This window comes from Noviherbaspirillum suwonense, from assembly GCF_900182955.1.
Lineage (GTDB): Bacteria > Pseudomonadota > Gammaproteobacteria > Burkholderiales > Burkholderiaceae_D > Noviherbaspirillum_A > Noviherbaspirillum_A suwonense.
The window spans coordinates 47,022-72,623 of the sequence record NZ_FXUL01000016.1 but is presented as its reverse complement, the minus strand read 5'-3'; the positions used below and the strand labels follow the sequence as shown (position 1 = coordinate 72,623).

Sequence of the window (25,602 nt, the reverse complement as noted above, 5' to 3'; positions counted from 1 at the left end):
AAGGCGGCTTCCGGCAAAGCCGCACCCTGGTTTTGCGGGAAATGACGGGCAGAAAGGCATGGATGTTCAGCAATATGGCAAATCCTGCGCAATCCGGTAGACAACCCTTGAAAGGAACAGCATGCGAATCAAACAACCGCCGCATCCAGGGGACCTGATCCGCACACAGATCATCGAGGCGCTGGGCCTGTCGGTCACGCAGGCCGCGGCCATGCTGGGCGTGCGCCGCGCCGCGCTATGCGAACTCCTCAACGAGGAAGCCGGCCTGTCGCCGGAAATGGCGCTGCGCATCGAAAAGATATTCGGCCCCAGGCTCGAGCACTTGCTGTACATCCAGCTTGCCTATGACATCGCCCGGGTGCGCCGCCATGATGGCGGCGGCAGGATGACGCATTAGGCGGAACGCAGCGACTCTTGCGCCCGCGCTGCCCGCTGCTTAAAGCTCAGGCCGGCTCCGCATGCTCGACCAGCAGCTGCACGCTGGTGCGGCCGTTGAACTCGTTGGCGTCCAGACGGAACGCCACGTTCGCCCGGTCCGGCAGCGCGTCGGTGTGGCCGAACCAGATCGCGTCGTAGCGCTGGCCATTCTTTTCCAGCTGCAGCTTCAGGTGGCGGTCTTTCAGCACGCGCTGGCTGATGACGCGGAAGGTGTCGCAGAACACCGGCGGCGCGAAGCCCTGGCCCCAGACGTGGCCGTCCACCAGCTCGATGAAGGCGGTCGAGAAGTAGGCGTCTTCCAGCGGGCCGTCGGTTTCCAGCACGCGCTCCAGCTGCGACTTGGTCAGCGAGGCTTTCCCGACCGCTTCGAATGCCTCGGTGAAGCCTTCGAGGTTGTCGGCGCGTATGGTCAGGCCGGCAGCCATCGAGTGGCCGCCGAATTTCTCGATCAGCGTCGGCGCATGCTTGGACACCAGGTCCAGCCCGTCGCGCAGGTGGAAGCCGGCGATCGAGCGGCCCGAGCCCTTGATCAGCCCGTCGCCGGCGGGCGCGAAGGTGATCGTCGGGCGGTAGAACTTGTCCTTCAGCCGCGAGGCCACGATGCCGATCACGCCCTGGTGCCAGCTTTCGTCGAAGATGGTCAGCGTGGTGTTGTCGCGCGGGTCGATATGGTCGAGCGAGGCCAGCGCGCTGTCCTGCATCTGCGCCTCGATCACGCGCCGTTCGCGGTTGATGCCGTCGAGCTGCTGCGCGATGTCCCAGGCGCGGCCGGCGTCGTCCGTCGTCAGGCATTCGATGCCGAGCGACATGTCGGCCAGGCGGCCGGCGGCATTGAGCCGCGGGCCGACCGCGAAGCCGAGGTCGAACGGGCTGGCCTTGCGCGCCTCGCGGCCGGCGACCCGGAACAGCGCCGCGATGCCGGCATGCATGCGGCCGGCGCGCATGCGCTTCAGGCCCTGCGCGACCAGCACGCGGTTGTTGGCGTCGAGCTTGACGACGTCGGCCACCGTGCCCAGCGCGACCAGGTCCAGCAGCGCATCGAGCCGCGGCTGGTTCTCGGCGGTGAAGACGCCGCGCCGCCGCAGTTCGGCGCGCAGCGCCAGCAGCACATAGAACATCACGCCGACGCCGGCCAGGTTCTTGCTGGGGAAGCCGCAGGCGGGCTGGTTGGGATTGACGATCACGCGCGCGGCCGGCAGCTTGTCGGCCGGCAGGTGGTGGTCGGTCACCACGACCTCGATGCCGAGCCGGTTGGCCTCGGCCACGCCGTCGATGCTGGCAATGCCGTTGTCGACGGTGACGATGATGTCCGGCGCCTTTTCCCGGACCGCCAGCGCGACGATCTCCGGCGTCAGGCCATAGCCGTATTCGAAGCGGTTGGGCACGATGTAGTCGATCTTCGCGCCCATCGCCTTCAGGCCGCGCAGCGCCACCGCGCAGGCGGTCGCGCCGTCGCAGTCATAGTCGGCGACGATGGTCATCTTCTTTTGCGCGTCGATCGCGTCGGCGAGGAACACCGCCGCCGCGTCCACGTGCAGCAGGCCGGACGGCGCGATCAGCGATGAAAACTCGGACGACAGTTCGCTGGCGTCGACCAGGCCGCGGGCGGCGAACAGCCGCGCCAGCACCGGGTGCACGCCGCTCTGGCGCAGCATCTCCGCGTGGCGGAACGAATAGGGGCGGGTGGCGATGCGGGTCATGGGACGAGCCTGGAGAGGGAAGGCTGCACCCAGAACTTGCGCAGCGAGGAGCGGCTGGCGGTCAGTTCCCGCAGCCGCGTGCCGTCGCCGAGCACCAGGGCGAGCGAGTCGAGTTTGCCAGCCTGCAGCGCCGCCAGCAAGGGCGCCAGCCAGTCGGTTTCGATCGCATGCCAGGCGTCGATCCAGAGCGCCCAGTCGCCGGCAAGCGCGGGCGCGGCGAACGTGTCCGCCATCAGCAGGCCGCGCGCGGGCGCAGCGGCAATGACGCCGGCCGCGTCGATCCCGCCCGATGCCGGCACGGTGGCGGCGAGCGCGCCGGTCCATCCGGTCAGGCCCCAGGCATGGCTGTAGCCGGACGCCGGCCTGTCGCTGCCGGATTCCCCGCCGCCCCAGAGCCAGACCGAATTGACCGGCTTCATGTTGCGTTCGGCGCGGGCTTCGTTGACCGGGTGCGCATGCCATTCCATCTGGATCTCGTTCTGCAGCTTGCGCCACGCGCGCTCGTCCGGACCCTTGGGCATCCAGATGTCGATGTTGTGGCCGCAGGCGGCGTCCATGGTGGAAGTCTGCAGGCCGCGCCAGTCGCCGGCGCGCATGAACCAGGTGCGGGCGTCGCCGTAGAGCAGCGGCATGCCGGCATCGGCCAGCAGCGCCTGGGCGCTGTCGAACAGCGCGCGCGACTCGGGCTCGTCCAGCGCGAGCTGGCGCTGGTCGGTCAGCACCAGGTGGTCGCGGGCCACGTGCAGATGCGCCGGCTGCAGCATGAACCAGCGGCCCTGGCCCGCTTCCAGCCCATGCGCCGCCATTGCCGCCGGCGCCACCGGCGGGCTGCCGCCCTGGGCCATGCCCGGCTGCAGCGCAAAGCGCTCCGCGAGCCAGGCTTCATGCGGCAGCGCGCGGGCGAAGCCGTCGCTCACCTGCAGCGGACCCGCCTTGGCGCGGGCGGCCAGCAGGGCGAAGGACGGCAGCCGCAGCGCGCGGAGCAGGTCGGCGGCAAGGTCCGGGGAGGGAAGGCTGAAGGGAAGCAGGAGATCGAGATGACGCATGGCGGGATTGTAGGGCAAAGGGGCGACGGTCGTGGCGAACCCGGATGGGCCGGGCCACGGTCTTGTCATCCTGTCATTCTTTTGCGCAATGTCCTGAAATGAAGTCCAGACTATGGCAAACTGCGGGCGCATTCCGGGTGGTCGATCTCACGTCGCCGGCGTGGCGCTTATGTCCGGCCGCCCAGTCCAGGAGTATTTCATTTGAGTCTATTCAAGAACTTGCCATTCGAGTGGCTGGTGGGCCTGCGCTATACCCGCGCCGGCAAGCGCAGCGCGCGCAACAGTTTCATCTCCTTTATTTCCCTCATTTCGATGGCCGGCATCGCGCTGGGCGTGGCCGCGCTGATCGTCGTGCTGTCGGTGATGAACGGTTTCCAGAAGGAAGTGCGCGACCGCATGCTTTCCGTGCTCGCGCATATCGAGGTGTCCGACGCCAACGGCGCGCTGCCCGACTGGCAGCAGACGGCGAAGGAAGCCTTCCTCGACAAGGATGTGAAGGGCGCCGCGCCCTACGTCGCCGGGCAGGCGATGATGACGCGCGACGACACCGTGCGCGGCGTGGTGGTGCGCGGCGTGCTGCCTGAAGAAGAGCCCAAGGTGTCGGACGTGGCCGGCCAGATCAAGCAGGGCAATTTCAACGACCTGCGCGCAGGCGAATTCAATATCGTGCTGGGCCTGGAGCTGGCGCGCAGCATGCGGGCGCGGGTAGGGGACAAGGTCACGCTGATCGCGCCGCAGGGCCAGGTCACGCCGGCCGGCGTGATCCCGCGGCTCAAGCAGTTCACCGTGGTCGCCATCTTCGAGGCCGGGCATTTCGAGTTCGACTCGTCGCTGGCCTTCATGCATCTCGACGACGCGGAAAAGATGTTCCGGCTGTCGGCGCCGTCCGGCCTGCGCCTGCGCATCGCCAACATGCAGGAAGCGCCGCAGGTGGCGCAGGACCTGTCGCGGATACTGACCGGCGACGTGCTGATCACCGACTGGTCGCAGCAGAACCGCACCTGGTTTGCCGCGGTGCAGACCGAGAAGCGGATGATGTTCATCATCCTGACGCTGATCATCGCGGTTGCCGCCTTCAACCTGGTGTCGACGCTGGTGATGACCGTGACCGACAAGCAGGCCGACATCGCGATTTTGCGCACGCTGGGCTCGTCGCCCGGCTCCATCATGAAGATCTTCATGATCCAGGGCGCGCTGGTCGGCCTGATCGGCACCGCCATCGGCGTGGCCGGCGGCGTGCTGGTGGCGCTGAACGTCGACGTGATCGTGCCCTTCATCGAGCGCCTGCTCGGCGTGCAATTCCTGCCGCGCGACATCTACCTGATCAGCGCGCTGCCGTCCGACCTGCGCTGGCCCGACGTCGGCACCATCGGCATGGTGGCGGTGATCCTGGCCTTCCTGGCCACCCTTTATCCCAGCTGGCGCGCGGCGCGGGTGCGCCCGGCCGAAGCGCTGCGATACGAATGAGCACGATGAATAGCGCAATCACAGAGCAGCCTGTCATGCACCAGCCGGAGACCAGGGAAGCGGTGCTGTCCTGCCGCAACCTGGGCAAGACCTACACGCAGGGAAAATACTCGGTCGACGTTCTTTCCGGCATCGCCGTCGACGTGCAGCGCGGCGAGCGTGTCGCCATCGTCGGCGCGTCCGGCTCGGGCAAGTCGACGCTGCTGCACCTGCTGGGCGGGCTCGATACGCCGAGCGCCGGCAGCGTGACGCTGCTGGGCCGCGACTTCGCGTCGCTCGACGAAAAGACCCGCGGCCGGCTGCGCAATGAATCGCTGGGCTTCGTCTACCAGTTCCATCACCTGCTGCCCGAATTCTCGGCGCTCGACAATGTCGCGATGCCGCTGCTGATACGGCGGATGCCGCGCGCGCAGGCGCACGAGATCGCCGCGGCCATCCTGGCGCGGGTCGGCCTGTCGCAGCGCGTGACCCACGTGCCGGGCGAGCTGTCCGGCGGCGAACGCCAGCGGGTGGCGCTGGCGCGGGCGCTGGTCACGCAGCCGGCCTGCGTGCTGGCCGACGAGCCCACCGGCAACCTGGACCGGCATACCGCGCACAAGACCTTCGACCTGATGCTGGAACTGTCGCGCACCTTCGGCACCTCCTTCGTCATCGTCACCCATGACATCGAACTGGCGCGCCATTGCGACCGCGTGCTGCGCCTGTCCGACAACGGCCTGGAACCCTACGTGGACTAGCGCCGATGTGGACCGACACCCACTGCCACCTGGACGCCGGCGAATTCGGCGGCGCGTCCGACGCCATCGCCGCGCAGGCCGGCGGGCAGGGTGTGAGCGGCATCGTGATCCCGGCGGTCGACCGCCACAATTTCGCCACCGTGCGCGACCTGGCGCGGCGCCAGCCCAACTGCCGCTACGCGCTGGGCATCCACCCGATCTGCGTGCCGGGCGCGTCCGACGACGACCTGGCGCTGCTGCGCGAAACCGTCGCGTCGGCAATGGACGATCCGAACCTGGTGGCGATCGGCGAGATCGGCCTCGACTACTTCCTGCCCCATCTCTGCACGCCGGAGATGCGCGCCAGGCAGGAACATTTCTACCAGGCGCAGCTGAAGATCGCGCGCGACTTCGGGCTGCCGGTGCTGCTGCACGTGCGCCGCTCGCAGGACATCATCCTGAAGCACCTGCGCCGCATCAGCCTGCCCGGCGGCATCGCGCACGCGTTCAACGGCAGCTTCCAGCAGGCCGAGACCTTCATCGGCCTGGGCTTCCGGCTCGGCTTCGGCGGCGCGATGACCTTCCCGCGGGCGCTGCAGATACGCCGCCTCGCCGCCACCGTGCCGGCGTCCGCGCTGGTGCTGGAAACCGATGCGCCCGACATTTCCCCGGTCTGGCTGCACCCGGCGCGCAATAGTCCCGAACAACTGCCGCGCATAGGCGCGGCCATGGCCGAGCTGCGATGCATGCCGGTCGACGAGATCGCCCGGCTCACGACCGCGAATGCGCAGGCTGCGCTGCCGCGGCTGCAACTCCCCGCCTGAACCCGCGCGGTGCGCTGCCTGCTGCTCGGATTCGCGTCCGGCGTCGGCTTGCTGCAGACCCGCGCGTCGCTGCCGTCGCCATGGATGGCCGGCCTGCTGCTGCTGGCGGCGGCATGCATTGCGCTGCCGTGCCGCCGGCTGCCGGCCGCGTGGGCGCGCGCATCGGCCAGGCTGGCCTGCGGCGCCGTCGCCGGATTCCTGTGGGCGGCGCTGGTCGCGCAGCATTACCTGGCCGACGAACTGCCGGCCGGACTGGAAGGGCAGGACCTGGTCGCCACCGGCGTCATCGACAGCCTGCCTTACCGCTTCGAGCGTGGCCTGCGCTTCAACCTGGCGCTCGAATCGGCCGCGCTGCCGGACGGCTCGCCGGTGCGACTGCCGCCGCGGCTGGCGCTGTCCTGGTATGCCGAGCCGCGCGGGCCGCAGCCGCCGGCGCTGCAGCCGGGAGAGCGCTGGCAATTCGCGCTGCGCCTCAAGAAGCCGCATGGCAACGCGAACTGGGACGGCTTCGACTACGAGGCCTGGCTGCTGGAGCAGAGGCTGCGGGCCACCGGCAGCGTGCGCGGCGACGCCGCGCCGGGCAGCGCGAACCGGCGGCTGTCGGCCTTCGTGCCCGGCTTCACCGCCGTCGTCGAGCGCTGCCGCGGCTGGCTGCGGGAGCGCATCGAGCGGGCGCTGCGCGGCCAGCCGTATGCGGGCGTCATCATCGCACTGGTGATCGGCGACCAGCGCGACATCGACCAGGGCGACTGGAAGATCTTCACGCGCACCGGCATCGGCCACCTGGTGTCGATCTCCGGGCTGCACATCACGATGGTGGCCGGCCTGGCTGCCGGCCTGGCCCGGCTGCTGTGGCGGCATTCGCTGTTCACCGGGCGGCAGTTGCCGCTGCTGCTGCCCGCGCAGAAGGTCGCCTCGCTGGCCGGGGTTGCGGTGGCGCTGGCCTATGTGCTGCTGGCCGGATTCGGCGTGCCGGCGCAGCGCACGCTGTACATGATCGCGGTGGTCGGCGCGGCGCTCTGGAGCGGGCGCATCGCAAGCGTGTCGCATGTGCTGTGCGCCGCGCTCGGCGTGGTGCTGCTGCTGGACCCGTGGGCGGTGTTGTGGCCCGGCTTCTGGCTGTCGTTCGGCGCGGTCGCGGTGATCCTGCTGGCGTCCGTCGGCCGCGCCGAACGGGCCGCGGCCGGCCGCGTCGCGCGCTGGCGGCAGGCGTTCTCGGCGGCCTGCCGCACCCAGTACGCGGTGACCGTCGGCCTGGTGCCGCTGACCCTGCTGCTGTTCGGCCAGGTCTCGCTGGTCAGCCCGCTGGCCAATGCGGTCGCCATCCCGCTGGTCAGCTTCGCGGTGACGCCGCTGGCGCTGGCCGGCAGCATGGCGCCGGCGCCGCTGTCGGCCTGGCTGCTGCTGGTCGCGCACTGGCTGGTGCAGCAGCTGGCCGTGCTGCTGGCATGGCTCAGCAGCCTGCCGCTGGCAGTCTGGAGCGCGCCGCTGCCGTCCTGGTGGATGTTCGTGCTGGCGCTGCTGGGCGCGCTTTGGCTGCTGCTGCCGCGCGGCTGGCCGGCGCGCCGCCTCGGGCTGGCGCTGTGGCTGCCGCTGCTGCTCAATGCGCCGCGGTTTCCCGAGCAGGGCTTCCGCGTGACCGCCTTCGACATCGGCCAGGGCAATGCGCTGCTGCTGGAGACCGCGCATCACCGGCTGCTGTACGACACCGGGCCGGCCTACACGCCGGAGTCCGACGGCGGCAGCCGCGTGATCGTGCCCTACCTGAAGGGCCGCGGCATCGCGATGCTGGACGCGATGGTGGTGTCGCACAGCGACGCCGATCATTCGGGCGGCGCGCTATCGGTGATGGATGCGGTCGATGTCGGCTGGCTCACCTCGTCGCTCGACGCCGACCACGAGATCGTCGGCGCGGCCCGCCAGCACCGGCGCTGCCTGGCCGGGCAGCGCTGGGAATGGGACGGCGTGCAGTTCGAGATGCTGCATCCGACGCCCCAGATCTATGCCGGCGAACGGTGGAAGCCGAATGCCCGCAGCTGCACGCTGCGGGTCAGCGCCGGCGGCGCCTCGATGCTGCTGGGCGGCGACATCGAGGCGCCGCAGGAAGCGATGCTGCTCGATGCAATGCCACACAAGCTGATGGCCACCGTGCTGCTGGCGCCGCACCACGGCAGCGGCACCTCGTCGACGCCGGATTTCCTCGATGCGGTCGCGCCGCAGATCGCGGTGTTCCAGGTCGGGTACCGGAACCGCTACCACCATCCGAAGCCGCAGGTCGAGGCGCGCTACGCGGAGCGCGGCATACGAAGGCTGCGTTCGGACCTGGATGGCGCGGTGCGGCTGGATTTCGCCGGCGGGCCGGACGGCGCGGTGCAGGTGGAACGCTACCGCGACGCGCATCGCCGCTACTGGTATGGAAGGTGAAAAGGCGGCGAAGCTGGCGTTCGGCCAGCCCGCCCTAGTCCGCCGGGCCATTTCCGCCGGCGCGGCAGCGGGATCAGGCCGGAACCGGCATCGATCGAAGCGCGGATATCCGGTTAAGATCCCTGGCATCGCCCGATCCACACCGCGCGGCACATGCGCCGCCAAGGACGCCATCGCTTGAAACCGCGCACCGCCTTCCTGACCCTGGTAGCCATGCTGGCATTCGCCGGCAACTCGCTGCTGTGCCGGCTGGCGCTGAAGGACGGCCAGATCGACGCGGCCAGCTTCACCGCGATCCGCCTGGTTTCCGGCGCGGCGGTGCTGGCGCTGCTGATGGGGATGCGGGGCGCAAGCCCGCTGGCGGCCGGCAGCTGGCGCTCCGCCGCGGCGCTGTTTGTCTATGCGGCCGGGTTTTCCTTCGCCTACCTTGGCCTGTCGGCCGCCACCGGCGCGCTGCTGCTGTTCGGCGCGGTGCAGGCCACGATGATCGGCTACGGCCTGTCGCGCGGCGAGCGGTTCAACCGCCCGCAGCTGTTCGGCCTGGCGCTGGCCGGGGCCGGCTTGCTGGTCCTGCTGCTGCCGGGCCTGGTGGCGCCGTCGCCGCTGCACGGTCTGCTGATGGCGAGCGCCGGCGTCGCCTGGGGCGTGTATTCGCTGCGGGCCCGCGGCGCCGGCGACCCGACCGCCGCGACCGCCGGCAACTTCGTGCGGGTCGCGGCGATGGCGGCGGCGACCGGGCTGGCGCTGCTGCCGTGGTCCGCGTCCAGCTGGCGCGGCGTCGCCTGCGCGCTGGCGTCCGGCGCGCTGACATCGGGGCTGGGCTACGTGATCTGGTACCGCGCGCTGCAGGGCCTGGCAGCGACCACCGCCGCCAGCGTCCAGCTGAGCGTGCCGGTGCTGGCCACGCTGGGCGGCGTCCTGCTGCTGGCCGAGCCGGTGACGCCGCAACTGGTGTATGCATCGGCAGCGCTGCTGGGCGGGCTGGCGCTGGTCATATTCGCCGCGCAGCCCGGCAAATGAGGCTGCCCGACTGTGCGGTCAGCGGCGCGTTTGTTCAGCCTGGCACCGTCATTTCCATCGTGGCGTAAAATGCCCGTTCCACTTCTTGCCGCACCCCGCAGCACACCCATGACCCAGCAGCTGATCCAGTTTGTCCATGCCAACAGTTATCCGGCAGACACCTACCGCGTTTTCCTCAACCACCTGCGCGCCCATTACGACATCGCCGCGCTGCCGCTGCATGCGCACGACCCGGCCTATCCGATCAGCAACGGCTGGCAGGCGCTGGTCGGGGAGCTGCTCGCCACACTGGACGCGCGCCGGCCGGCGATCCTGGTCGGGCATTCGATGGGCGGCATGCTGAGCCTGATGGCGGCGCGCGCCCGGCCGGACCTGGTGCGCGGCGTGGTGCTGCTGGACGCGCCGGTGGTGGCCGGCTGGCGCGCGCTGCTGTTGCGGCTGGCCAAGGCGGTGGGCATAGACCGCAGGCTGTCGCCGGCGCGGTTTTCCGAAAAACGGCGCAACGTCTGGCCGGACCGCGACGCCGCCTATGCGCATTACGCGGCCAAGCCGATATTCGCCGCCTGGCCGCCGGCGGTGCTGCGCGACTATGTCGAGCACGGCACGGTGCCGGACGGCGAGGGCGTGACGCTGCGCTTCACGCGGGAAGCGGAAACCGCGGTCTACCGCAGCCTGCCCGATCACCTCGGTTCGCTGGTGCGCGGCAATTTCCCGGTGCCGGTGGGCTTCATCGGCGGCGCCGACTCGGTCGAATGCCGCCGCGCCGGCCTGCGCGCGACGCGGCGACTGGTCGGACGCCATTTCCGCAAGATTCCCGGCAGCCACCTGTTCCCGCTGGAGCATCCGGCCGCGGCGGCCACCGCGGTGCACCAGATGGCGCAGGCGCTGCTGCACGCCTGAACCGCTTTGGCCGTGCCGGCGCGCTTTAGCGCAATCAACCGGGCGGCCCGATTCGGCGGGAAGAAAAAAGGGTTTGCGGTATAATTTCCATTTCCCGCACGTGCCGTTCGGCACCTTCTGTAATGACCAAGTTTGTATTCGTCACTGGCGGCGTCGTGTCTTCCCTGGGCAAGGGAATCGCCGCCGCCTCCCTGGCTGCGATCCTCGAATCCCGCGGCCTCAAAGTCACCATGCTGAAGCTGGATCCGTACATCAACGTCGATCCCGGCACCATGAGCCCGTTCCAGCACGGCGAGGTGTTCGTCACCGACGACGGCGCCGAGACCGACCTCGACCTTGGCCACTATGAGCGTTTCATCACGCCCAAGATGAAGAAGGTGAACAATTTCACCACCGGCCAGATCTACGAGTCCGTCATCCGCAAGGAGCGCCGCGGCGAATACCTCGGCAAGACGGTGCAGGTGATCCCGCACATCACCAATGAAATCCAGGACTACATCCACCGCGGCGCCGAGGGCTACGAAGTGGCCATCGTCGAGATCGGCGGCACGGTCGGCGACATCGAGTCGCTGCCATTCCTGGAAGCCGCGCGCCAGCTCGCGCTGCGCGCCGGCCGCAATTCCACCGCCTTCGTCCACCTGACGCTGGTGCCTTACCTGGCATCCGCCGGCGAGCTGAAGACCAAGCCGACCCAGCACAGCGTGCAGAAGCTGCGCGAGATCGGCATCTCGCCGGACGCGCTGCTGTGCCGCGCTGACCGCCGCATCCCGGACGACGAGCGCGCGAAGATTTCGCTGTTCTCCAACGTGCGCGAAGAGGGCGTGATCTCGGTCTGGGACGCCGACACCATCTACAAGATCCCGCAGATGCTGCACGACCAGGGCCTGGACGCCATCGTCTGCGACTGCCTGGCGCTGTCGCCGCGGCCGGCCGACCTGACCGTCTGGAACAAGCTGGTCTACGCGCTGGAAAACCCGAAGGCGGACGTGACTATCGGCATGGTCGGCAAGTATGTCGACCTGACCGAGTCGTACAAGTCGCTGACCGAGGCGCTTCGCCATGCCGGCATCCACACCGAGAGCCGGGTCAACATCGAGTATGTCGACTCCGAGGAAATCGAGCTGCATGGCACCGGCGCGCTGAACAAGTTCGACGCGATCCTGGTGCCGGGCGGCTTCGGCAAGCGCGGCGTCGAGGGCAAGATCGCCGCGGCCCGCTATGCGCGCGAGAACCAGATTCCCTACCTCGGCATCTGCCTGGGCATGCAGGTCGCGCTGATCGAATACGCGCGCAACAAGGCGGGCCTGGTCCATGCGAATTCGACCGAGTTTGACGACAACACCGAACACCCGGTGGTGGCGCTGATCAACGAATGGCAGAACCATGACGGCAAGGTCGAGAAGCGGGACGCCAATTCCGACCTCGGCGGCACCATGCGCCTGGGCGCGCAGACCTGCGAGGTCAAGCCGGGCACGCTGGCGGCCGAGATCTACGGCGCGGTCGTGACCGAGCGTCATCGGCATCGCTACGAAGCCAACAACCATTACCTGGGCCGCGTCGAGGACGCCGGGCTGGTGGTGGCGGCCCGCACGCCGACCGAGTCGCTGTGCGAGATCATGGAGCTGCCGCGCAGCGGCGACAATGCGCACCCGTGGTACATGGGCGTGCAATACCATCCGGAATTCAAATCCACGCCGCGTGACGGCCACCCGCTGTTCATCTCCTTCATCAAGGCGGCGCTGGCGCACAAGCAGGCCTTGTCTGAAAGGAAAGCGGCATGAAGCTCTGCGGTTTCGACGTCGGGCTGGATCAGCCCTTTTTCCTGATTGCCGGCCCCTGCGTGATCGAGTCGCGCCAGATGGCGCATGACACCGCCGGCCAGCTGAAGGAAATCACTTCCGCGCTGGGCATCCCGTTCATCTACAAGTCCTCGTTCGACAAGGCGAACCGGTCGTCCGGCACCTCGTTCCGGGGGCTGGGCATGGAGCAGGGCCTGGACATCCTGGCCGACGTGAAGAAGACGCTGGGCGTGCCGGTGCTGACCGACATCCATGCGATCGAGGAAATCCCGCATGTCGCCTCGGTGGTCGACGTGCTGCAGACGCCGGCCTTCCTGTGCCGGCAGACCGACTTCATCCAGGCCTGCGGCCGTTCCGGCAAGCCGGTCAATATCAAGAAGGGCCAGTTCCTCGCGCCACACGACATGAAGAACGTGATCGACAAGGCCCGCGCCGCGGCGCGCGACGCCGGCCTCGCCGAAGATAACTTCATGGCCTGCGAGCGCGGCGTGTCCTTCGGCTATAACAACCTGGTCTCGGACATGCGTTCGCTGGCCATCATGCGCGAGACCGGCTGCCCGGTCGTGTTCGACGCCACCCATTCGGTGCAGCTGCCCGGCGGGCAGGGCACGTCGTCCGGCGGCCAGCGCGAATTCGTGCCGGTGCTGGCGCGGGCCGCGGTCGCGGTCGGCATCGCCGGCCTGTTCATGGAAACCCATCCGAACCCGGCCGAAGCGATGTCTGACGGCCCGAACGCGGTGCCTCTGAACCGGATGAAGGAACTGCTGGCCACGCTGCTGGACCTGGACCGGGTCGTCAAGCGCGCCGGTTTCCTGGAAAACGGCTTCGCCTGAGGCGGCATCGCCTGACAGACCACGGGCGCCCGAAGAGGCGGCCCGCAACCCTTACGACCACTCTGGAGAGACTTGAATGAGCGCTATTGTTGACATTATCGGCCGCGAAATAATTGATTCCCGCGGCAACCCGACCGTCGAATGCGACGTGCTGCTGGAATCCGGCGTGATGGGCCGCGCCGCGGTGCCATCCGGCGCATCGACCGGTTCGCGCGAGGCCATCGAGCTGCGCGACGGCGACAGCAGCCGTTATTTCGGCAAGGGCGTGCTGCGCGCCTGCGAGAACATCAACACCGAGATTTCCGAAGCCATCATGGGCCTGGACGCCAATGAGCAGGCTTTCCTCGACCGCACCCTGATCGACCTCGACGGCACCGAGAACAAGGCGCGCCTGGGCGCCAACGCCACGCTGGCCGTGTCGATGGCCGTCGCCAAGGCCGCCGCCGAGGAAGCCGGCCTGCCGCTGTACCGCTATTTCGGCGGCTCCGGCGCGATGCAGATGCCGGTGCCGATGATGAACGTGATCAACGGCGGCGCGCATGCCGACAACAACCTCGACCTGCAGGAGTTCATGATCATCCCGATCGGCGCGCCCAGCTTCCGCGAGGCGATCCGCTACGGCGCCGAGGTGTTCCATACGCTCAAGAAGATCCTGCACGAAAACAAGCTGACCACCGCAGTCGGCGACGAAGGCGGTTTCGCGCCGTCGGTGGCGAACCACGAAGCGGCGATCAAGCTGATCCTGCAGGCCATCGAGCAGGCCGGCTACGAGCCGGGCACGCAGATCGCGCTGGGCCTGGACTGCGCCGCGTCCGAGTTCTACAAGGACGGCAAGTACCGGCTGGACGGCGAGGGCCTGGCGCTGTCGTCGGGCGACTTCACCAACCTGCTGGCGACCTGGTGCGACAAGTACCCGATCATCTCGATCGAGGACGGCATGGCGGAAAACGACTGGGAAGGCTGGGCCACGCTGACGCAGACGCTGGGCAAGCGCATCCAGCTGGTCGGCGACGACCTGTTCGTGACCAACACGAAGATCCTGAAGGAAGGCATCCAGAAGAATATCGCCAACTCCATCCTGATCAAGATCAACCAGATCGGCACGCTGACCGAGACCTTCGCCGCGATCGAAATGGCCAAGCGCGCCGGCTACACCGCGGTCATCTCGCACCGTTCCGGCGAGACCGAGGACTCGACCATCGCCGACATCGCGGTCGGCATGAACGCGCTGCAGATCAAGACCGGCTCGATGTCGCGTTCTGACCGCATGGCCAAGTACAACCAGTTGCTGCGCATCGAGGAAGACCTGGGCGACATCGCCAGCTACCCGGGCCGCGACGCGTTCTACAACCTGAAGTAATCCGCCGCCGGCGGCGCTCGCCGCCGGCTCATCATTGCGAAGCATCCCATGCGTCTGATCCTGCTTAGTCTTACGGCATTGCTCCTGCTGGTTCAATTTCCGCTATGGCTGGGAAAGGGCGGCTGGCTCAAGGTCTGGGACCTGGACCAGCAGGTCTACGCGGCGCAGAAGAAGAATGATGAACTGCGCGCCCGCAACAGCAAGCTCGCCTCGGAAGTGCAGGACCTGAAAGAGGGCACCGGCGCGGTCGAGGAGCGGGCGCGCTACGAGCTCGGCATGATCAAGGACAACGAGATATTCGTGCAGATCCTTGACCCCAACACCAGCCCGCCGCTGCAGGAAGTGGCGGCGCCGGTCAAGCCGCCGCCCAAGGGGAAGGCGCCGCCGCAGCGGAAGAAGACCCCGTAGTTTCAGGCCCGTCAGTTTCGGGCCGATTTCCTTTCATGTGCCCGTATTGCCATAAAAAAAACCAGCGCATGGCGCTGGCGAGGACTGCTGCAAGACCGTCAGGCCCGTTTCGATGCGGGCCTGGCGCGGGCTTCGCGCCGGATCAGTGCCGGCTCGGCCCCGGCGTCTGCAACGCATCCACCGGGATCTCCACGGCAAACAGCTGCGCGCAATCGACCTTGTCGAAGTCGTAATGCTGGCCGCAGAAGTCGCAGTCGATGCCCAGGTGCCCAAGCTCGGCGATGGCGGAATCGATTTCCTCCTGGCCCAGCATTTTCAGCATGTTGCCGACCCGCTCCCGGTTGCAGCTGCAATGGAAGCGCGGATGCAGCGGGTCGAACACCCGTATCGTTTCCTCCCAGAACAGCCGGCGCATCACGGTCTGGATGTCGGTGCTGAGCAGCTCGTCCTGCCGCAGCGTGGAGGCCAGCATCACGGTGCGCTCCCAGGCTTCCAGCGTGTCTTCCGACGGTGCGTGGAAGCCGCCGACGCCGGGCAGCTTCTGCAGCAGCAGGCCGCGGGACACCTGGTCGTCCGCGGCCAGCCACATCCGGGTGTCGAGCTGCTCGGAACGCATCATGTAGTTCTCGATGACCACCGCGATCGAGCTGCCGTCCAGCGGCACGATGCCCTGGTAGGCCTGCTGGCCGGGCATCTTGTCCTTGGGATCGAGCGTGATGGCGAAGCGGCCGCCGCCGTTGCGGTTGACCAGTTCGGTCAGCGTCGCATCGTCGGGCACCACCGCGTCATCCGCCAGCTTGGCGGTGGCGCGCATCTTCAGTTCGGCGTCGCATTCGACCACCAGCAGGGTCAGCGGCCCGTCGCCGTGGATCTGCATCACCAGCGCGCCGTTGAACTTCAGGTTGGCCGACAGCAGCGCCGCCGCCGACAGCATTTCACCCAGCAGAGAACGCACCGCGCGCGGATAGTCGCGGTGCGACAGGATCTCGCGCCAGGTGTCGGAAATCTCCACCAGCTCGCCGCGCACCGGCGTGTTGTCAAACATGAATTTCTGCAGGGTATCTGTCATCAGTCGATTCGTTTCAGGGAAGTCTTGAAGTCCTGGCCGCGTTGCACATAGGAAGCGGCAGCACGTTGGAGATTGGCCACCTCGTCGTCGGTCAGCAGGCGGGCCACTTTGGCTGGCGTGCCGATGATCAACGCATTGTCCGGAAATTCTTTGCCTTCCGTGACCAGCGCGCCGGCGCCAACCAGTGAATTGCGGCCGATCTTCGCATTATTCAAGACCACGGCCTGGATGCCGATCAGGCTGTTGTCGCCGATGGTGCAGCCATGCAACATCACCTGGTGGCCGACCGTCACGCCCCGGCCCAGCGTCAGCAGGTAGCCGGGATCGGTATGCAGCACCGCCGACTCCTGGATATTGCTGTTTTCGCCGATGGTGATCTGATCGTTGTCGCCGCGTATCGTGACATTCGACCAGACGCTGGTATTGGCTTCCAGCTTCACGCGACCTATCACGGTGGCGGTTTCGGCGACATAGGCGCTCGGGTGTATGTCGGGAACAAGATCGCCCAGTTGGTAGATGGCCATGGTTTTTTTCGTAGAATGGTGGGTTTTTGACGGGCTTTATTCTACCGCTGCCTCCATGACTCCATCGACGACCGGCCAAAAAGTTTCCACGGAATTACGCCGCAGCGCGCTGTCCTGGCTGCTGGAACGCGACCCGGCGGCCAAGGCGGCCGGCGTCACGTCGCTCCATGCGGCCTGGCGCCAGCATGCGGTCGCGCTGGCATCCGGTGCGGCGCTTGCCGCGCCCGCGGGCATTCCCGGCCGGCCGCAGCGGCCGGCGCTGGTCGCCCCGCTGTCGGTCCAGCGGCGGTCGATGCGCACGGTCGAGGGCAGGGCGGCGCTGCTGCATGCGCTCGCGCACATCGAGTTCAATGCGATCAACCTGGCGCTGGACGCGCTGTGGCGCTTTTCCGGCATGCCCGACGACTACTATGCCGACTGGCTCAAGGTCGCCGCCGAGGAAGCCCATCATTTCACGCTGCTGGCCGCGCACCTGCAGGGCCAGGGCTATGCGTATGGCGACTTCAGCGCCCACAACAGCCTGTGGGACATGGTGGAAAAGACTTCCGGCGACGTGCTGGCGCGCATGGCGCTGGTGCCCCGCACGCTGGAGGCGCGTGGGCTGGATGCGTCGCCGCCGGTGCGCGCCAAGCTGGCGCAGGCCGGCGACATGGCGGCGGCGGCCATCCTCGACATCATCCTGCGCGACGAGATCGGCCATGTCGCGATCGGCAACCGCTGGTTCGGCTGGCTGTGCGCCCAGCGCGGGCTGGAGCCGGTCGCGGCATACGCCGATCTGGCCGCGCGCTACAAGGCGCCGCCATTGCGCGGCCCGTTCAACCTGGAAGCGCGCCGCGCCGCCGGATTTACCGAATTGGAGTTGGCGCAACTGGGCTGCTGATACGGTGTTGCCAGTCTGGCAGCGGGCGCTACACTTGTGCATTCCAATTACACGCTTTCAGGAGCAGGACATGAGAACGACCGTGAAATCCGCTTTCGCGCTGGGCATGCTGCTGGCGGCGCTTGCCGGCTGCCAGCGCAACGATACGGCGCGCACCGAAGGCCCGGCGGAGCAGGTTGGCCAGAAGCTGGACCAGGCCGCGGTGAAGGCGGCCGAGGGCATCAACAAGCTGGCCGAGAAGGCGGGCAAGGGCATGGAAAAGGCCGGCGAGAGCATGCAGAACGCGGCCAAGGACGCGCAGACCAAGAACGGCGAGAAGCAGTAAGGTCGGCATGGGCGGGCAGTGGCGGCGTCCCGCGCCGCCCGCTGCCCGCCTATGCCGCGGCTTCCGGGCGGACGGGCCGGATCGCCGCGCCGGACCGGCCCTGCCGCACTAGCCGGCCGATGCGCCTCGCCCAGCTTCCATCTCCCGCAGCACTCGCCGCTGCACCTTGCCGGTGGTCGTCATCGGCAGCGCGTCGAGAAACTCGATTTCCTTCGGGTATTCATACGGCGCCAGCTTGCCCCGCACATGCTCCTGCAGTTCCGCGACCAGTTGCCGCCCGGCGTCGCCGTCGCCGCGCACGCCGCTGGCCAGCACGATGAAGGCCTTCACCACGTTGCCGCGCTCCGGGTCCGGTTTCGGAATGACGGCGGCATTCACGACCGCCGGGTGCTTGACCAGGCAGTTCTCGATTTCCGACGGGCCGATGCGATAGCCGGCGGCCTTGAACATGTCGTCCGCCCGGCCCTGGTACCACAGGTAGCCGTCGGCATCCTGCACCGCCAGGTCGCCGGTGCGGCACCAGTCGCCGCTGTACTTGGCCTCGGTCGCCGCGGCGTTATTCCAGTAGCCCAGGAAAAATACCGGGTCCGGGTGCCCATGGATGTCGGTACGGTGCAGCGCGACTTCTCCCATCTCGCCGGGCGCGGCCAGATTGCCTGCGTCGTCGATGACCGCGACCCGGTGGCCGGGATAGGGGCGGCCCATGCTGCCCGGCCGCGCGGGCCAGCGCCCGGCGCTGTTGCCGACGATGTAGTTCATCTCGGTCTGGCCGAACATCTCGTTGATCGTCACGCCCAGCGCCGCCTGGCCCCAGCCGAACACCGCATCGCCCACCGCCTCGCCGGCGCTCATGATGGCGCGCAGCTTCAGCCGGTACTGTTCGCGCGGCGCCGGCACCGCCTTCATCATCATCTTCAGCGCGGTCGGGAACAGGAAGGTATTGGTGACGCCGTACTTTTCCATCAGCCTGAATGCGGTCTCCGCCGAGAACCGGCCGCGGTAGCCGACGATGGGCATGCCGAAATACAGCGCGGGCAGCAGCGCATCCATCAGCCCGCCGGTCCAGGCCCAGTCGGCCGGCGACCAGAACACGTCGCCATCCTGCGGGAACCAGTTCTGCGACGCGACGAAGCCGGTCAGGTTGCCCAGCAGCGCCGACTGCGGCAGCAGCGCGCCCTTGGGCGCGCCGGTGGTGCCGCTGGTATAGATCAGGATGGCCGGGTCGCCCGCGCCGGTGGCGACGGCGACATCGTCCAGCCGCCCGTCCGACAGCGCCAGTTCGGCATCCCAGTCCAGTTCGCCGTCGCAGCCGGCGCCGAGCACGCGTTTCAGCGCCGGGCAGTCGGCGCGCACCGCGGCCACCGCGTCGGCGGCCGCCTGGTCGACGATGGCCAGCACCGCCGCGCTGTCCTGCAGCCGGTAGGCCAGCGCTTCCGGCCCGAACAGGATGGACAGCGGCATCGCGACCGCGCCGAGCAGGTGGCAGGCGATATGGGCGATAGCGGTTTCCGGCCGCTGCGGCAGCACGATGGCGACCCGGTCGCCGCGCGCCACGCCGTGCCGGCGCAGCGCCTGCGCCAGTTGCCGGGCATCGCGCCACAGGTCGGAATAGGTGAGGGTGGCGGTGTGGCCGGCATCGTCCTCGTACAGGATGGCGACGCGCCCGGCGTCGCCGGCCCAGCGTTCGGCGCACAGCCGGGCGATATTGAAGTCGGGCGGCACATGCCAGTGGAAACCCCGGTAGAGCGCGTCGTACTCGTCGGCCGCGCCGGCTGCATTGCTGGTGGATATCATGCTGTCTCCATTATAATTATCGAACGACCGTTCGTTTTAAGGCGTTTCAGCGCATCGGCCGGATGCGTTGAAAGCCTGCATTATCGCTTGGCGTCCGCCTCCCTACCAGACAACACGACAACACACCGCGACTTCCATGAAAGCATCCCGTTCCGAATTTCTCGCCGTCCGCGGCCTGCGTTACCACGTGCGCCACTGGGGCGACGCCGATGCGCCCAAACTGTTCATGCTGCATGGCTGGATGGACGTGTCCGCTTCCTTCCAGTTCGTGGTCGACTGCCTGCAGAAGGACTGGCACGTGATCGCGCCAGACTGGCGCGGCTTCGGACTGACCGAGCGCGCCCATGCCGACACCTACTGGTTCGCCGACTATATCGGCGACCTCGACGCCATCCTCGACCATTACGCGCCCGGGGAAGCCATCAGGCTGGTGGGCCACAGCATGGGCGCGAACGTCAGCACCAGCTATGCCGGCGTGCGGCCGGACCGCATTGCGCGGCTGGTCAACCTGGAAGGCGTGGGCATGGCGGCCAGCCGGTCCGAGCAGGCGCCGCGGCGCATCGAGAAATGGCTGGACGAACTGCGCGCGCCGCCGACCATGCGTTCGTATGCGTCGCAGGCCGAGGTGGCGGCGCGGCTGCAGAAAACCAATCCGCGGCTGACCGATGCGCGCGCGGCCTTCCTGTCCGGGCACTGGGCCGGCGAGACCTCGCCCGGCAACTGGGAAATCCTGGGCGACCCGGCGCACAAGGGCATCAGCCCGCACCTGTACCGGCTCGACGAGGTGCTCGCCTGCTGGGCGCGGATCACCGCGCCGACGCTCTATATCGAGGCCACCGAGACCGACATGGGGCGCTGGATGGGCGCAAAGGACAGCGCCCGGCTTGAAATCGACCGCCGCATCGCCACCATACCCAACGTGACGACGCGCATGGTGGAAAATGCCGGCCACATGCTGCACCATGACCAGCCGGAAGTGCTGGCCAGGATGATCGAGGACTTCCTGGGCTAGGTCGCGGCGGAGGGGCCGGCGTACAATCATGCATCCGATTGAAGCACGACCAAGAACGATTAAAACAATTACCGGCCCCGCATGCGCAACTTTGATCTTCACTGTCATTCCAACGTTTCCGACGGCCTGCTGGCGCCGGCCACGGTCGCGGCCCGCGCCAAGGCGCGCGGCGTCGATGTCTGGGCACTGACCGACCATGACGAAGTCAGCGGCATCCCCGAGGCGCGCGCCGCCGCGGCCGCGCTGGACCTGCCTTTCGTTCCCGGCGTCGAGATTTCCATCACCTGGGCCGGGCAGACCGTGCATATCGTCGGCCTGCGGATCGACGAGCGCAACGAGGAACTGCTGCGCGGCCTGGCCAGCACCCGTTCCGGCCGCGAACTGCGCGCGCGCGAAATGGCGGAACAGCTGGCCGCCGCCGGCATCCCGGACGCCTTCGAAGGCGCGCTGCGCTACGCCGGCAATCCCGACCTGATCTCGCGCACCCATTTTGCCCGCTACATCATCGACCGCGGCGTCTGCCATGACGTGCCGGCGGTGTTCCGCAACTACCTGATCGAAGGCAAGCCGGGCTACGTGCCCCATCGCTGGGCGACGCTGGCGCAGGCGGTCGGCTGGATCACGGGCGCCGGCGGCGTCGCCATCATTGCGCACCCGGGCCGCTACAAGTTCGATGCGATGGCCTACGACGCGCTGTTCGAGGAATTCAGGCGCCTGGGCGGCGTCGCGATCGAAGTCGTGACCGGCAGCCATACGCCCGACCAGTACGGCGAATACGCGAAGGTCGCGCAGCGCTACGGCTTCCTCGCCTCGCGCGGCTCGGATTTCCACGGCCCCGGCGAATCCCGCATCGACCTCGGCGAGCTGCCGGCGCTGCCGGCGAGCGTCACGCCGGTCTGGCACGACTGGGCAATCTGAAGCGTCGCGACACTCGACAGCAACTCTTGAATAGCGCGGCGTGAGGCCGCATATGCAGCACGTTCCAACGGGAGAACCACAACCATGAAAAGAATCTTGCTGTTTTTGGCGACGAACATTGCCGTGCTCGCCGTCATGTCCATCGTGCTGTCGCTGCTGGGCGTCAACCGTTTTCTCACGGGCAGCGGACTCAATCTGCCGATGCTGCTGGTGTTCTCGGCGGTCGTTGGTTTCACCGGTTCCATCGTCTCGCTGCTGATCAGCAAGCCGATGGCCAAGTGGTCGACCGGCGCGCACGTGATCGATGCGCCATCCAACTCCACCGAGCTGTGGCTGATCGACACGGTGCAGAAGCTGGCCGACCGCGCCGGCATCCGCATGCCCGAGGTCGCCGTCTATGAAGGCGAGCCGAATGCGTTCGCCACCGGCGCGTTCAAGAATTCCGCGCTGGTCGCGGTTTCGACCGGCCTGCTGCAGGGCATGACCCGCGACGAGGTCGAAGCGGTGCTTGGCCACGAGATCGCGCACATCGCCAATGGCGACATGGTGACCATGACGCTGGTGCAGGGCGTGGTCAACACCTTCGTCGTGTTCCTGTCGCGGATAGTCGGCTACGTGGTCGACCGCGCGATCTCGCGCGACAGCAACAGCGGCCCCGGCATCGGCTACATGGTGACCGTGATGGTCTGCCAGGTGGTGTTCGGCATCGCCGCCTCGATGATCGTGGCCTGGTTCTCGCGCCATCGCGAGTTCCGCGCGGACGCCGGCTCGGCCCAGCTGCTGGGCAGCCCGCAGCCGATGGTGAAGGCGCTGGCCCGCCTCGGCGGCGTCGAGCCCAGCCATCTCCCGGAGTCGGTGGCGACGCTGGGCATCCACGACAAGCCAGGTTTCCTCGACCTGTTCTCGACCCATCCGCCGATCGAGCAGCGCATTGCCGCGCTGCGCGACATGCGTTGATCGCGGTAATTTCTATCAGGAGCCAGGGGGCGGCGGCGTGAAGCTTCCGCCCTTTTTATTCGATGACCCAATTCTTTCAGATCCATCCGGAAAATCCGCAGCTGCGGCTGGTCAGGCAGGCCGCGCAGATCATCCAGTCCGGCGGCATCGTCGCGCTGCCGACCGATGCCTGTTACGCGCTGGTCGCCCGGCTCGACGACAAGGCGGCGGTGGAGCGCCTGCGCCGCATCCGCGGCATCGACGAGAAACATCACCTGACGCTGCTGTGCCGCGACCTGAGCGAGATCGCGCTGTACTCGCGGGTCGACAATGCGCGCTACCGGCTGCTGAAGTCGGCCACGCCGGGCGCCTATACCTTCATCCTCGAGGCGACCAAGGAAGTGCCGCGGCGGCTCAGCCACCCGTCGCGCAAGACCATCGGCCTGCGGGTGCCGGACAACGCGATCGCGCAGGCGCTGCTGGAAGAACTGGGCCAGCCGCTGCTGGGCACGACGCTCATCCTGCCCGGCGAGGAACACCCGCTTTCCGACGCGGAAGAGATCCGCGACGGCCTGGCGAAACAGATCGACCTGGTGATCGACGGCGGCGCCTGCCGGCTCGAGCCGACCACCGTGATCGACCTGACCGGCCCCGAGCCCGAGCTGATAAGGCAGGGGCTGGGCGACACTGCGCCGTTCGGGCTGTGACAGCAGCCTGCCCGACGCCCGATTCCCCTGATTCCCCTCTGTTAGAATCCCGGCGATGAACAATATGATCCAGACCTTCGCGGTCTATGCGCTGCCCATCCTGTTTGCGATCACGCTGCACGAGGCCGCGCATGCGTATGCGGCGCGGCACTTCGGCGACAACACCGCATTCATGCTGGGCCGCATGAGCCTGAACCCGATCAAGCATATCGACCCGGTCGGCACGCTGCTGATACCGATCGTGCTGTTCTTCGTCGGCAGCCCCTTCCTGTTCGGCTATGCAAAGCCGGTGCCGGTCGAGTTCCGCAACCTGCGCAATCCGAAGCGGGACATGGCCTGGGTCGCGCTGGCCGGGCCGGCCGCCAACCTGGTCATGGCGCTGATGTGGATGATAGGCGTGATCCTGATGAGCGGTTTCCAGGAGCCGGACGACTTCTTCATGCGCATGGCGCAGGCCGGCATCCTGACCAACCTCGTCATTTTCGCCTTCAACCTGTTCCCGGTGCCGCCGCTCGACGGCGGGCGCATCATGACCAGCCTGCTGCCGGCGCGCTACGCGTACAAGTATGGGCAGCTGGAAAACTACGGCTTCTTCATCGTGATGGGCCTGGCCATGCTGGGCTTCCTGAAATACTGGATGGCGCCGGTGATGATGGCCGCCAACACCGCGCTGATGGCGCTGATCTCCCCCCTGACTTATCTATTGAGCTGAAACACCATGTACCCTGACCGCGTAGTCTCCGGCATGCGCCCGACCGGCGTGATGCACCTTGGCCACTTCCACGGCGCCCTGAAGAACTGGGTGAAGTTGCAGAACGAGCATGAATGCCTGTTTTTCGTCGCCGACTGGCATGCGCTGACCACGCATTACGACGATCCGAGCATCATCGAAAAAAGCACCTGGGACATGGTCATCGACTGGCTGGCCGCCGGCATCGACCCGGCCAAGGCCACGCTGTTCATCCAGTCCAAGGTGCCGGAGCATGCGGAGCTGCACCTGCTGCTGTCGATGACGACGCCGCTGGGCTGGCTGGAGCGGGTGCCGACCTACAAGGACCAGCAGGAAAAGCTGGCCGACCGCGACCTCGCCACCTACGGCTTCCTCGGCTACCCGCTGCTGCAGGCGGCCGACGTGCTGATCTATCGCGCCAGCATGGTGCCGGTGGGCGAGGACCAGGTGCCGCACGTGGAAATGATGCGCGAGCTGTCGCGCCGCTTCAACCATATCTACGGCAAGGAAAAGGACTTCGAGGAAAAGGCGCGCGAGGCGGTGAAGAAGCTGGGCGGCAAGCGCGCCCGCACCTATGACGAACTGCGCACCGCCTACCAGCAGGATGGCAGCGCCGACGCGCTGGCGCAGGCGAAGGCGATGCTCGACGAATCGCAAAGCCTGTCGACGGTCGACCGCGAGCGCCTGTTCGGCTACCTCGAAGGCAAGCGCAAGATGATCCTGGTCGAGCCGCGCGCGCTGCTGACCGAGTCGTCCCGGCTGCCCGGCCTGGACGGCCAGAAGATGTCCAAGAGCTATGGCAATTCGATCGGCCTGCGCGAGGACCGCGACTCGGTCACGAAGAAAATGCGCACCATGCCGACCGACCCGGCGCGCGTGCGCCGCACCGACCCGGGCGAGCCGGAACGCTGCCCGGTATGGCAGCTGCACAAGGTGTATTCCGACGAGCCGACCAGGGAATGGGCCGCTGCCGGCTGCCGCAGCGCCGGCATCGGCTGCCTCGAATGCAAGCAGCCGGTGATCGACGCCGTGCTGAAGGAGCAGGAGCCGATGCGGGAACGCGCCCAGCAATACCTGGACGACCCGACGCTGGTGCGCGCCATCATCGCCGACGGCTGCGAGAAGGCCCGGGCGCTGGCGAGCGAGACCATGCGCGACGTGCGCGAGGTCATGGGCCTGTCCTACCGCTGATGGCTGCGCACGCGCCGCTCGCCGCGCCGTCGCCGTGGGTGCTGCGCTTCGCGCCGCTGATGCCCGCCGGCGAAGCGCTCGACCTGGCCTGCGGCAGCGGCCGGCATGTGCGCCTGCTGGCCGCGCTCGGCCATCCGGTGCTCGCGATCGACCGCGACCCGCAGGCGCTGGCTGCCTGCGCGGCGCCCGGCGTGTCGACCGAATGCCATGACCTTGAAAACGGCGCGCCGTGGCCGTATCCCGGCCGCGAGTTTGCCGGCATCGTGGTCACCAATTACCTGCATCGACCGCTGTTCAGGGCCTTGTTCGACGCGCTCGCGCCCGGCGGCCTGCTGGTCTACGAAACCTTCGCGGCCGGCAACGGCAGGTTCGGCAAGCCGTCCAGTCCCGACTTCCTGCTGCGCCCCGGCGAACTGCTGGAGCAAGCCCGCGCGCATGGCAGCAGCATGCGCATCGTGGCCTACGAAGACGGCTATGTCGACCAGCCCAGGCCGGCGATGGTCCAGCGCATCTGCGTCGCCCGCCCGGGGCCGGGCGAGCAGGAAGGGCAGGGCTGGCCGCTGCAGGTCCGATAGCGCGGC

Annotated in this window: 25 protein-coding genes; 20 read left to right on the top strand and 5 right to left on the bottom strand. The window is 67.8% G+C overall.

What is annotated here, in order from left to right; all coding sequences use genetic code 11:
* Positions 1-121 precede the first annotated feature (121 nt).
* Entirely contained in the window at positions 122-397 is a 276-nt protein-coding gene (locus tag QOL82_RS18810; protein ID WP_283443839.1) for a HigA family addiction module antitoxin, read from the top strand.
* Between the two features lie 46 nt (positions 398-443).
* Here QOL82_RS18810 and recJ read toward each other — a convergent pair whose 3' ends face one another.
* The gene (gene recJ / locus QOL82_RS18805; RefSeq protein ID WP_283443838.1) at positions 444-2,138 is read right to left on the bottom strand and encodes a single-stranded-DNA-specific exonuclease RecJ; all 1,695 of its coding nucleotides are present in this window, start codon (positions 2,136-2,138) and stop codon (positions 444-446) included.
* Positions 2,135-3,184: a hypothetical protein gene (locus tag QOL82_RS18800; RefSeq protein ID WP_283443837.1), complete on the bottom strand. Its 1,050-nt coding sequence runs from the start codon at positions 3,182-3,184 to the stop codon at positions 2,135-2,137. The genes recJ and QOL82_RS18800 overlap by 4 nt, the downstream gene beginning before the upstream one ends.
* A 201-nt stretch (positions 3,185-3,385) precedes the next feature.
* Here QOL82_RS18800 and QOL82_RS18795 point away from each other — a divergent pair, with 201 nt between their 5' ends.
* The 10 genes from QOL82_RS18795 (at position 3,386) to ftsB (ending at position 14,935) form a co-directional block, all read left to right on the top strand.
* On the top strand, positions 3,386-4,651 hold the full coding sequence (locus QOL82_RS18795; protein WP_283443836.1) for a lipoprotein-releasing ABC transporter permease subunit: 1,266 nt from the start codon (positions 3,386-3,388) through the stop codon (positions 4,649-4,651).
* A 5-nt stretch (positions 4,652-4,656) separates the two neighbouring features.
* Complete coding sequence (gene lolD, locus QOL82_RS18790) at positions 4,657-5,388, top strand: lipoprotein-releasing ABC transporter ATP-binding protein LolD (protein WP_283443903.1); 732 nt, start codon at positions 4,657-4,659, stop codon at positions 5,386-5,388.
* Between the two features lie 5 nt (positions 5,389-5,393).
* The gene (locus tag QOL82_RS18785) at positions 5,394-6,191 is read left to right on the top strand and encodes a TatD family hydrolase (protein ID WP_283443835.1); all 798 of its coding nucleotides are present in this window, start codon (positions 5,394-5,396) and stop codon (positions 6,189-6,191) included.
* Positions 6,192-6,200: 9 nt separating this feature from the next.
* Positions 6,201-8,615, top strand: a complete 2,415-nt coding sequence (locus QOL82_RS18780; RefSeq protein WP_283443834.1) for a DNA internalization-related competence protein ComEC/Rec2 — start codon at positions 6,201-6,203, stop codon at positions 8,613-8,615.
* A 153-nt stretch (positions 8,616-8,768) separates the two neighbouring features.
* Positions 8,769-9,635: a DMT family transporter gene (locus tag QOL82_RS18775; protein WP_283443833.1), complete on the top strand. Its 867-nt coding sequence runs from the start codon at positions 8,769-8,771 to the stop codon at positions 9,633-9,635.
* A 108-nt stretch (positions 9,636-9,743) separates the two neighbouring features.
* The gene (locus QOL82_RS18770; RefSeq protein ID WP_283443832.1) at positions 9,744-10,535 is read left to right on the top strand and encodes an alpha/beta fold hydrolase; all 792 of its coding nucleotides are present in this window, start codon (positions 9,744-9,746) and stop codon (positions 10,533-10,535) included.
* Positions 10,536-10,657: 122 nt separating this feature from the next.
* Positions 10,658-12,316, top strand: a complete 1,659-nt coding sequence (gene pyrG / locus QOL82_RS18765) for a CTP synthase (RefSeq protein ID WP_283443831.1) — start codon at positions 10,658-10,660, stop codon at positions 12,314-12,316.
* A complete protein-coding gene (gene kdsA / locus QOL82_RS18760; RefSeq protein WP_283443830.1) occupies positions 12,313-13,167 on the top strand; it encodes a 3-deoxy-8-phosphooctulonate synthase in 855 nt (284 codons plus the stop codon). Before pyrG ends, kdsA begins: the two co-directional genes overlap by 4 nt.
* 76 nt (positions 13,168-13,243) lie before the next feature.
* Positions 13,244-14,527 (top strand): phosphopyruvate hydratase, encoded by a 1,284-nt coding sequence (gene eno, locus QOL82_RS18755; protein WP_283443829.1) that lies wholly within the window; start codon positions 13,244-13,246, stop codon positions 14,525-14,527.
* 48 nt (positions 14,528-14,575) lie between these two features.
* Complete coding sequence (gene ftsB / locus QOL82_RS18750) at positions 14,576-14,935, top strand: cell division protein FtsB (RefSeq protein ID WP_283443828.1); 360 nt, start codon at positions 14,576-14,578, stop codon at positions 14,933-14,935.
* A gap of 142 nt (positions 14,936-15,077) precedes the next feature.
* On the opposite strand, the gene hslO is transcribed toward ftsB, so the two are convergent.
* Both hslO and QOL82_RS18740 read right to left on the bottom strand, forming a co-directional pair.
* Complete coding sequence (gene hslO, locus QOL82_RS18745; protein WP_283443827.1) at positions 15,078-16,004, bottom strand: Hsp33 family molecular chaperone HslO; 927 nt, start codon at positions 16,002-16,004, stop codon at positions 15,078-15,080.
* Complete coding sequence (locus QOL82_RS18740; RefSeq protein ID WP_283443826.1) at positions 16,004-16,528, bottom strand: gamma carbonic anhydrase family protein; 525 nt, start codon at positions 16,526-16,528, stop codon at positions 16,004-16,006. Before QOL82_RS18740 ends, hslO begins: the two co-directional genes overlap by 1 nt.
* Before the next feature lie 55 nt (positions 16,529-16,583).
* Between QOL82_RS18740 and QOL82_RS18735 the strand changes: the two genes are divergently transcribed.
* Both QOL82_RS18735 and QOL82_RS18730 read left to right on the top strand, forming a co-directional pair.
* A complete protein-coding gene (locus tag QOL82_RS18735) occupies positions 16,584-17,408 on the top strand; it encodes a ferritin-like domain-containing protein (RefSeq protein ID WP_283443825.1) in 825 nt (274 codons plus the stop codon).
* A gap of 70 nt (positions 17,409-17,478) precedes the next feature.
* Positions 17,479-17,733 (top strand): hypothetical protein, encoded by a 255-nt coding sequence (locus tag QOL82_RS18730; RefSeq protein ID WP_283443824.1) that lies wholly within the window; start codon positions 17,479-17,481, stop codon positions 17,731-17,733.
* Positions 17,734-17,841: 108 nt separating this feature from the next.
* Here the strand turns inward: QOL82_RS18730 and QOL82_RS18725 are convergent, their stop codons facing one another.
* Positions 17,842-19,527: an acetate--CoA ligase gene (locus QOL82_RS18725; RefSeq protein WP_283443823.1), complete on the bottom strand. Its 1,686-nt coding sequence runs from the start codon at positions 19,525-19,527 to the stop codon at positions 17,842-17,844.
* Between the two features lie 136 nt (positions 19,528-19,663).
* Between QOL82_RS18725 and QOL82_RS18720 the strand changes: the two genes are divergently transcribed.
* The 7 genes from QOL82_RS18720 to QOL82_RS18690 all read left to right on the top strand — a co-directional run bounded on the left by QOL82_RS18720 (position 19,664) and on the right by QOL82_RS18690 (position 25,596).
* Positions 19,664-20,539 (top strand): alpha/beta fold hydrolase, encoded by an 876-nt coding sequence (locus tag QOL82_RS18720; RefSeq protein ID WP_283443822.1) that lies wholly within the window; start codon positions 19,664-19,666, stop codon positions 20,537-20,539.
* An 81-nt stretch (positions 20,540-20,620) separates the two neighbouring features.
* Positions 20,621-21,457, top strand: coding sequence for a 3',5'-nucleoside bisphosphate phosphatase (locus tag QOL82_RS18715; protein WP_283443821.1), 837 nt, complete (start codon positions 20,621-20,623; stop codon positions 21,455-21,457).
* 84 nt (positions 21,458-21,541) lie between these two features.
* Entirely contained in the window at positions 21,542-22,414 is an 873-nt protein-coding gene (gene htpX / locus QOL82_RS18710; protein ID WP_283443820.1) for a protease HtpX, read from the top strand.
* A 62-nt stretch (positions 22,415-22,476) separates the two neighbouring features.
* Positions 22,477-23,100 carry an L-threonylcarbamoyladenylate synthase gene (locus tag QOL82_RS18705; protein ID WP_283443819.1) on the top strand — a complete coding sequence of 208 codons (624 nt, stop codon included), beginning with the start codon at positions 22,477-22,479 and terminating at the stop codon, positions 23,098-23,100.
* A 55-nt stretch (positions 23,101-23,155) separates the two neighbouring features.
* A complete protein-coding gene (locus tag QOL82_RS18700) occupies positions 23,156-23,812 on the top strand; it encodes a site-2 protease family protein (protein ID WP_283443818.1) in 657 nt (218 codons plus the stop codon).
* Between the two features lie 6 nt (positions 23,813-23,818).
* Positions 23,819-25,021, top strand: coding sequence for a tryptophan--tRNA ligase (locus tag QOL82_RS18695; RefSeq protein WP_283443817.1), 1,203 nt, complete (start codon positions 23,819-23,821; stop codon positions 25,019-25,021).
* The gene (locus tag QOL82_RS18690) at positions 25,021-25,596 is read left to right on the top strand and encodes a class I SAM-dependent methyltransferase (protein ID WP_283443816.1); all 576 of its coding nucleotides are present in this window, start codon (positions 25,021-25,023) and stop codon (positions 25,594-25,596) included. The genes QOL82_RS18695 and QOL82_RS18690 overlap by 1 nt, the downstream gene beginning before the upstream one ends.
* Positions 25,597-25,602 lie beyond the last annotated feature (6 nt).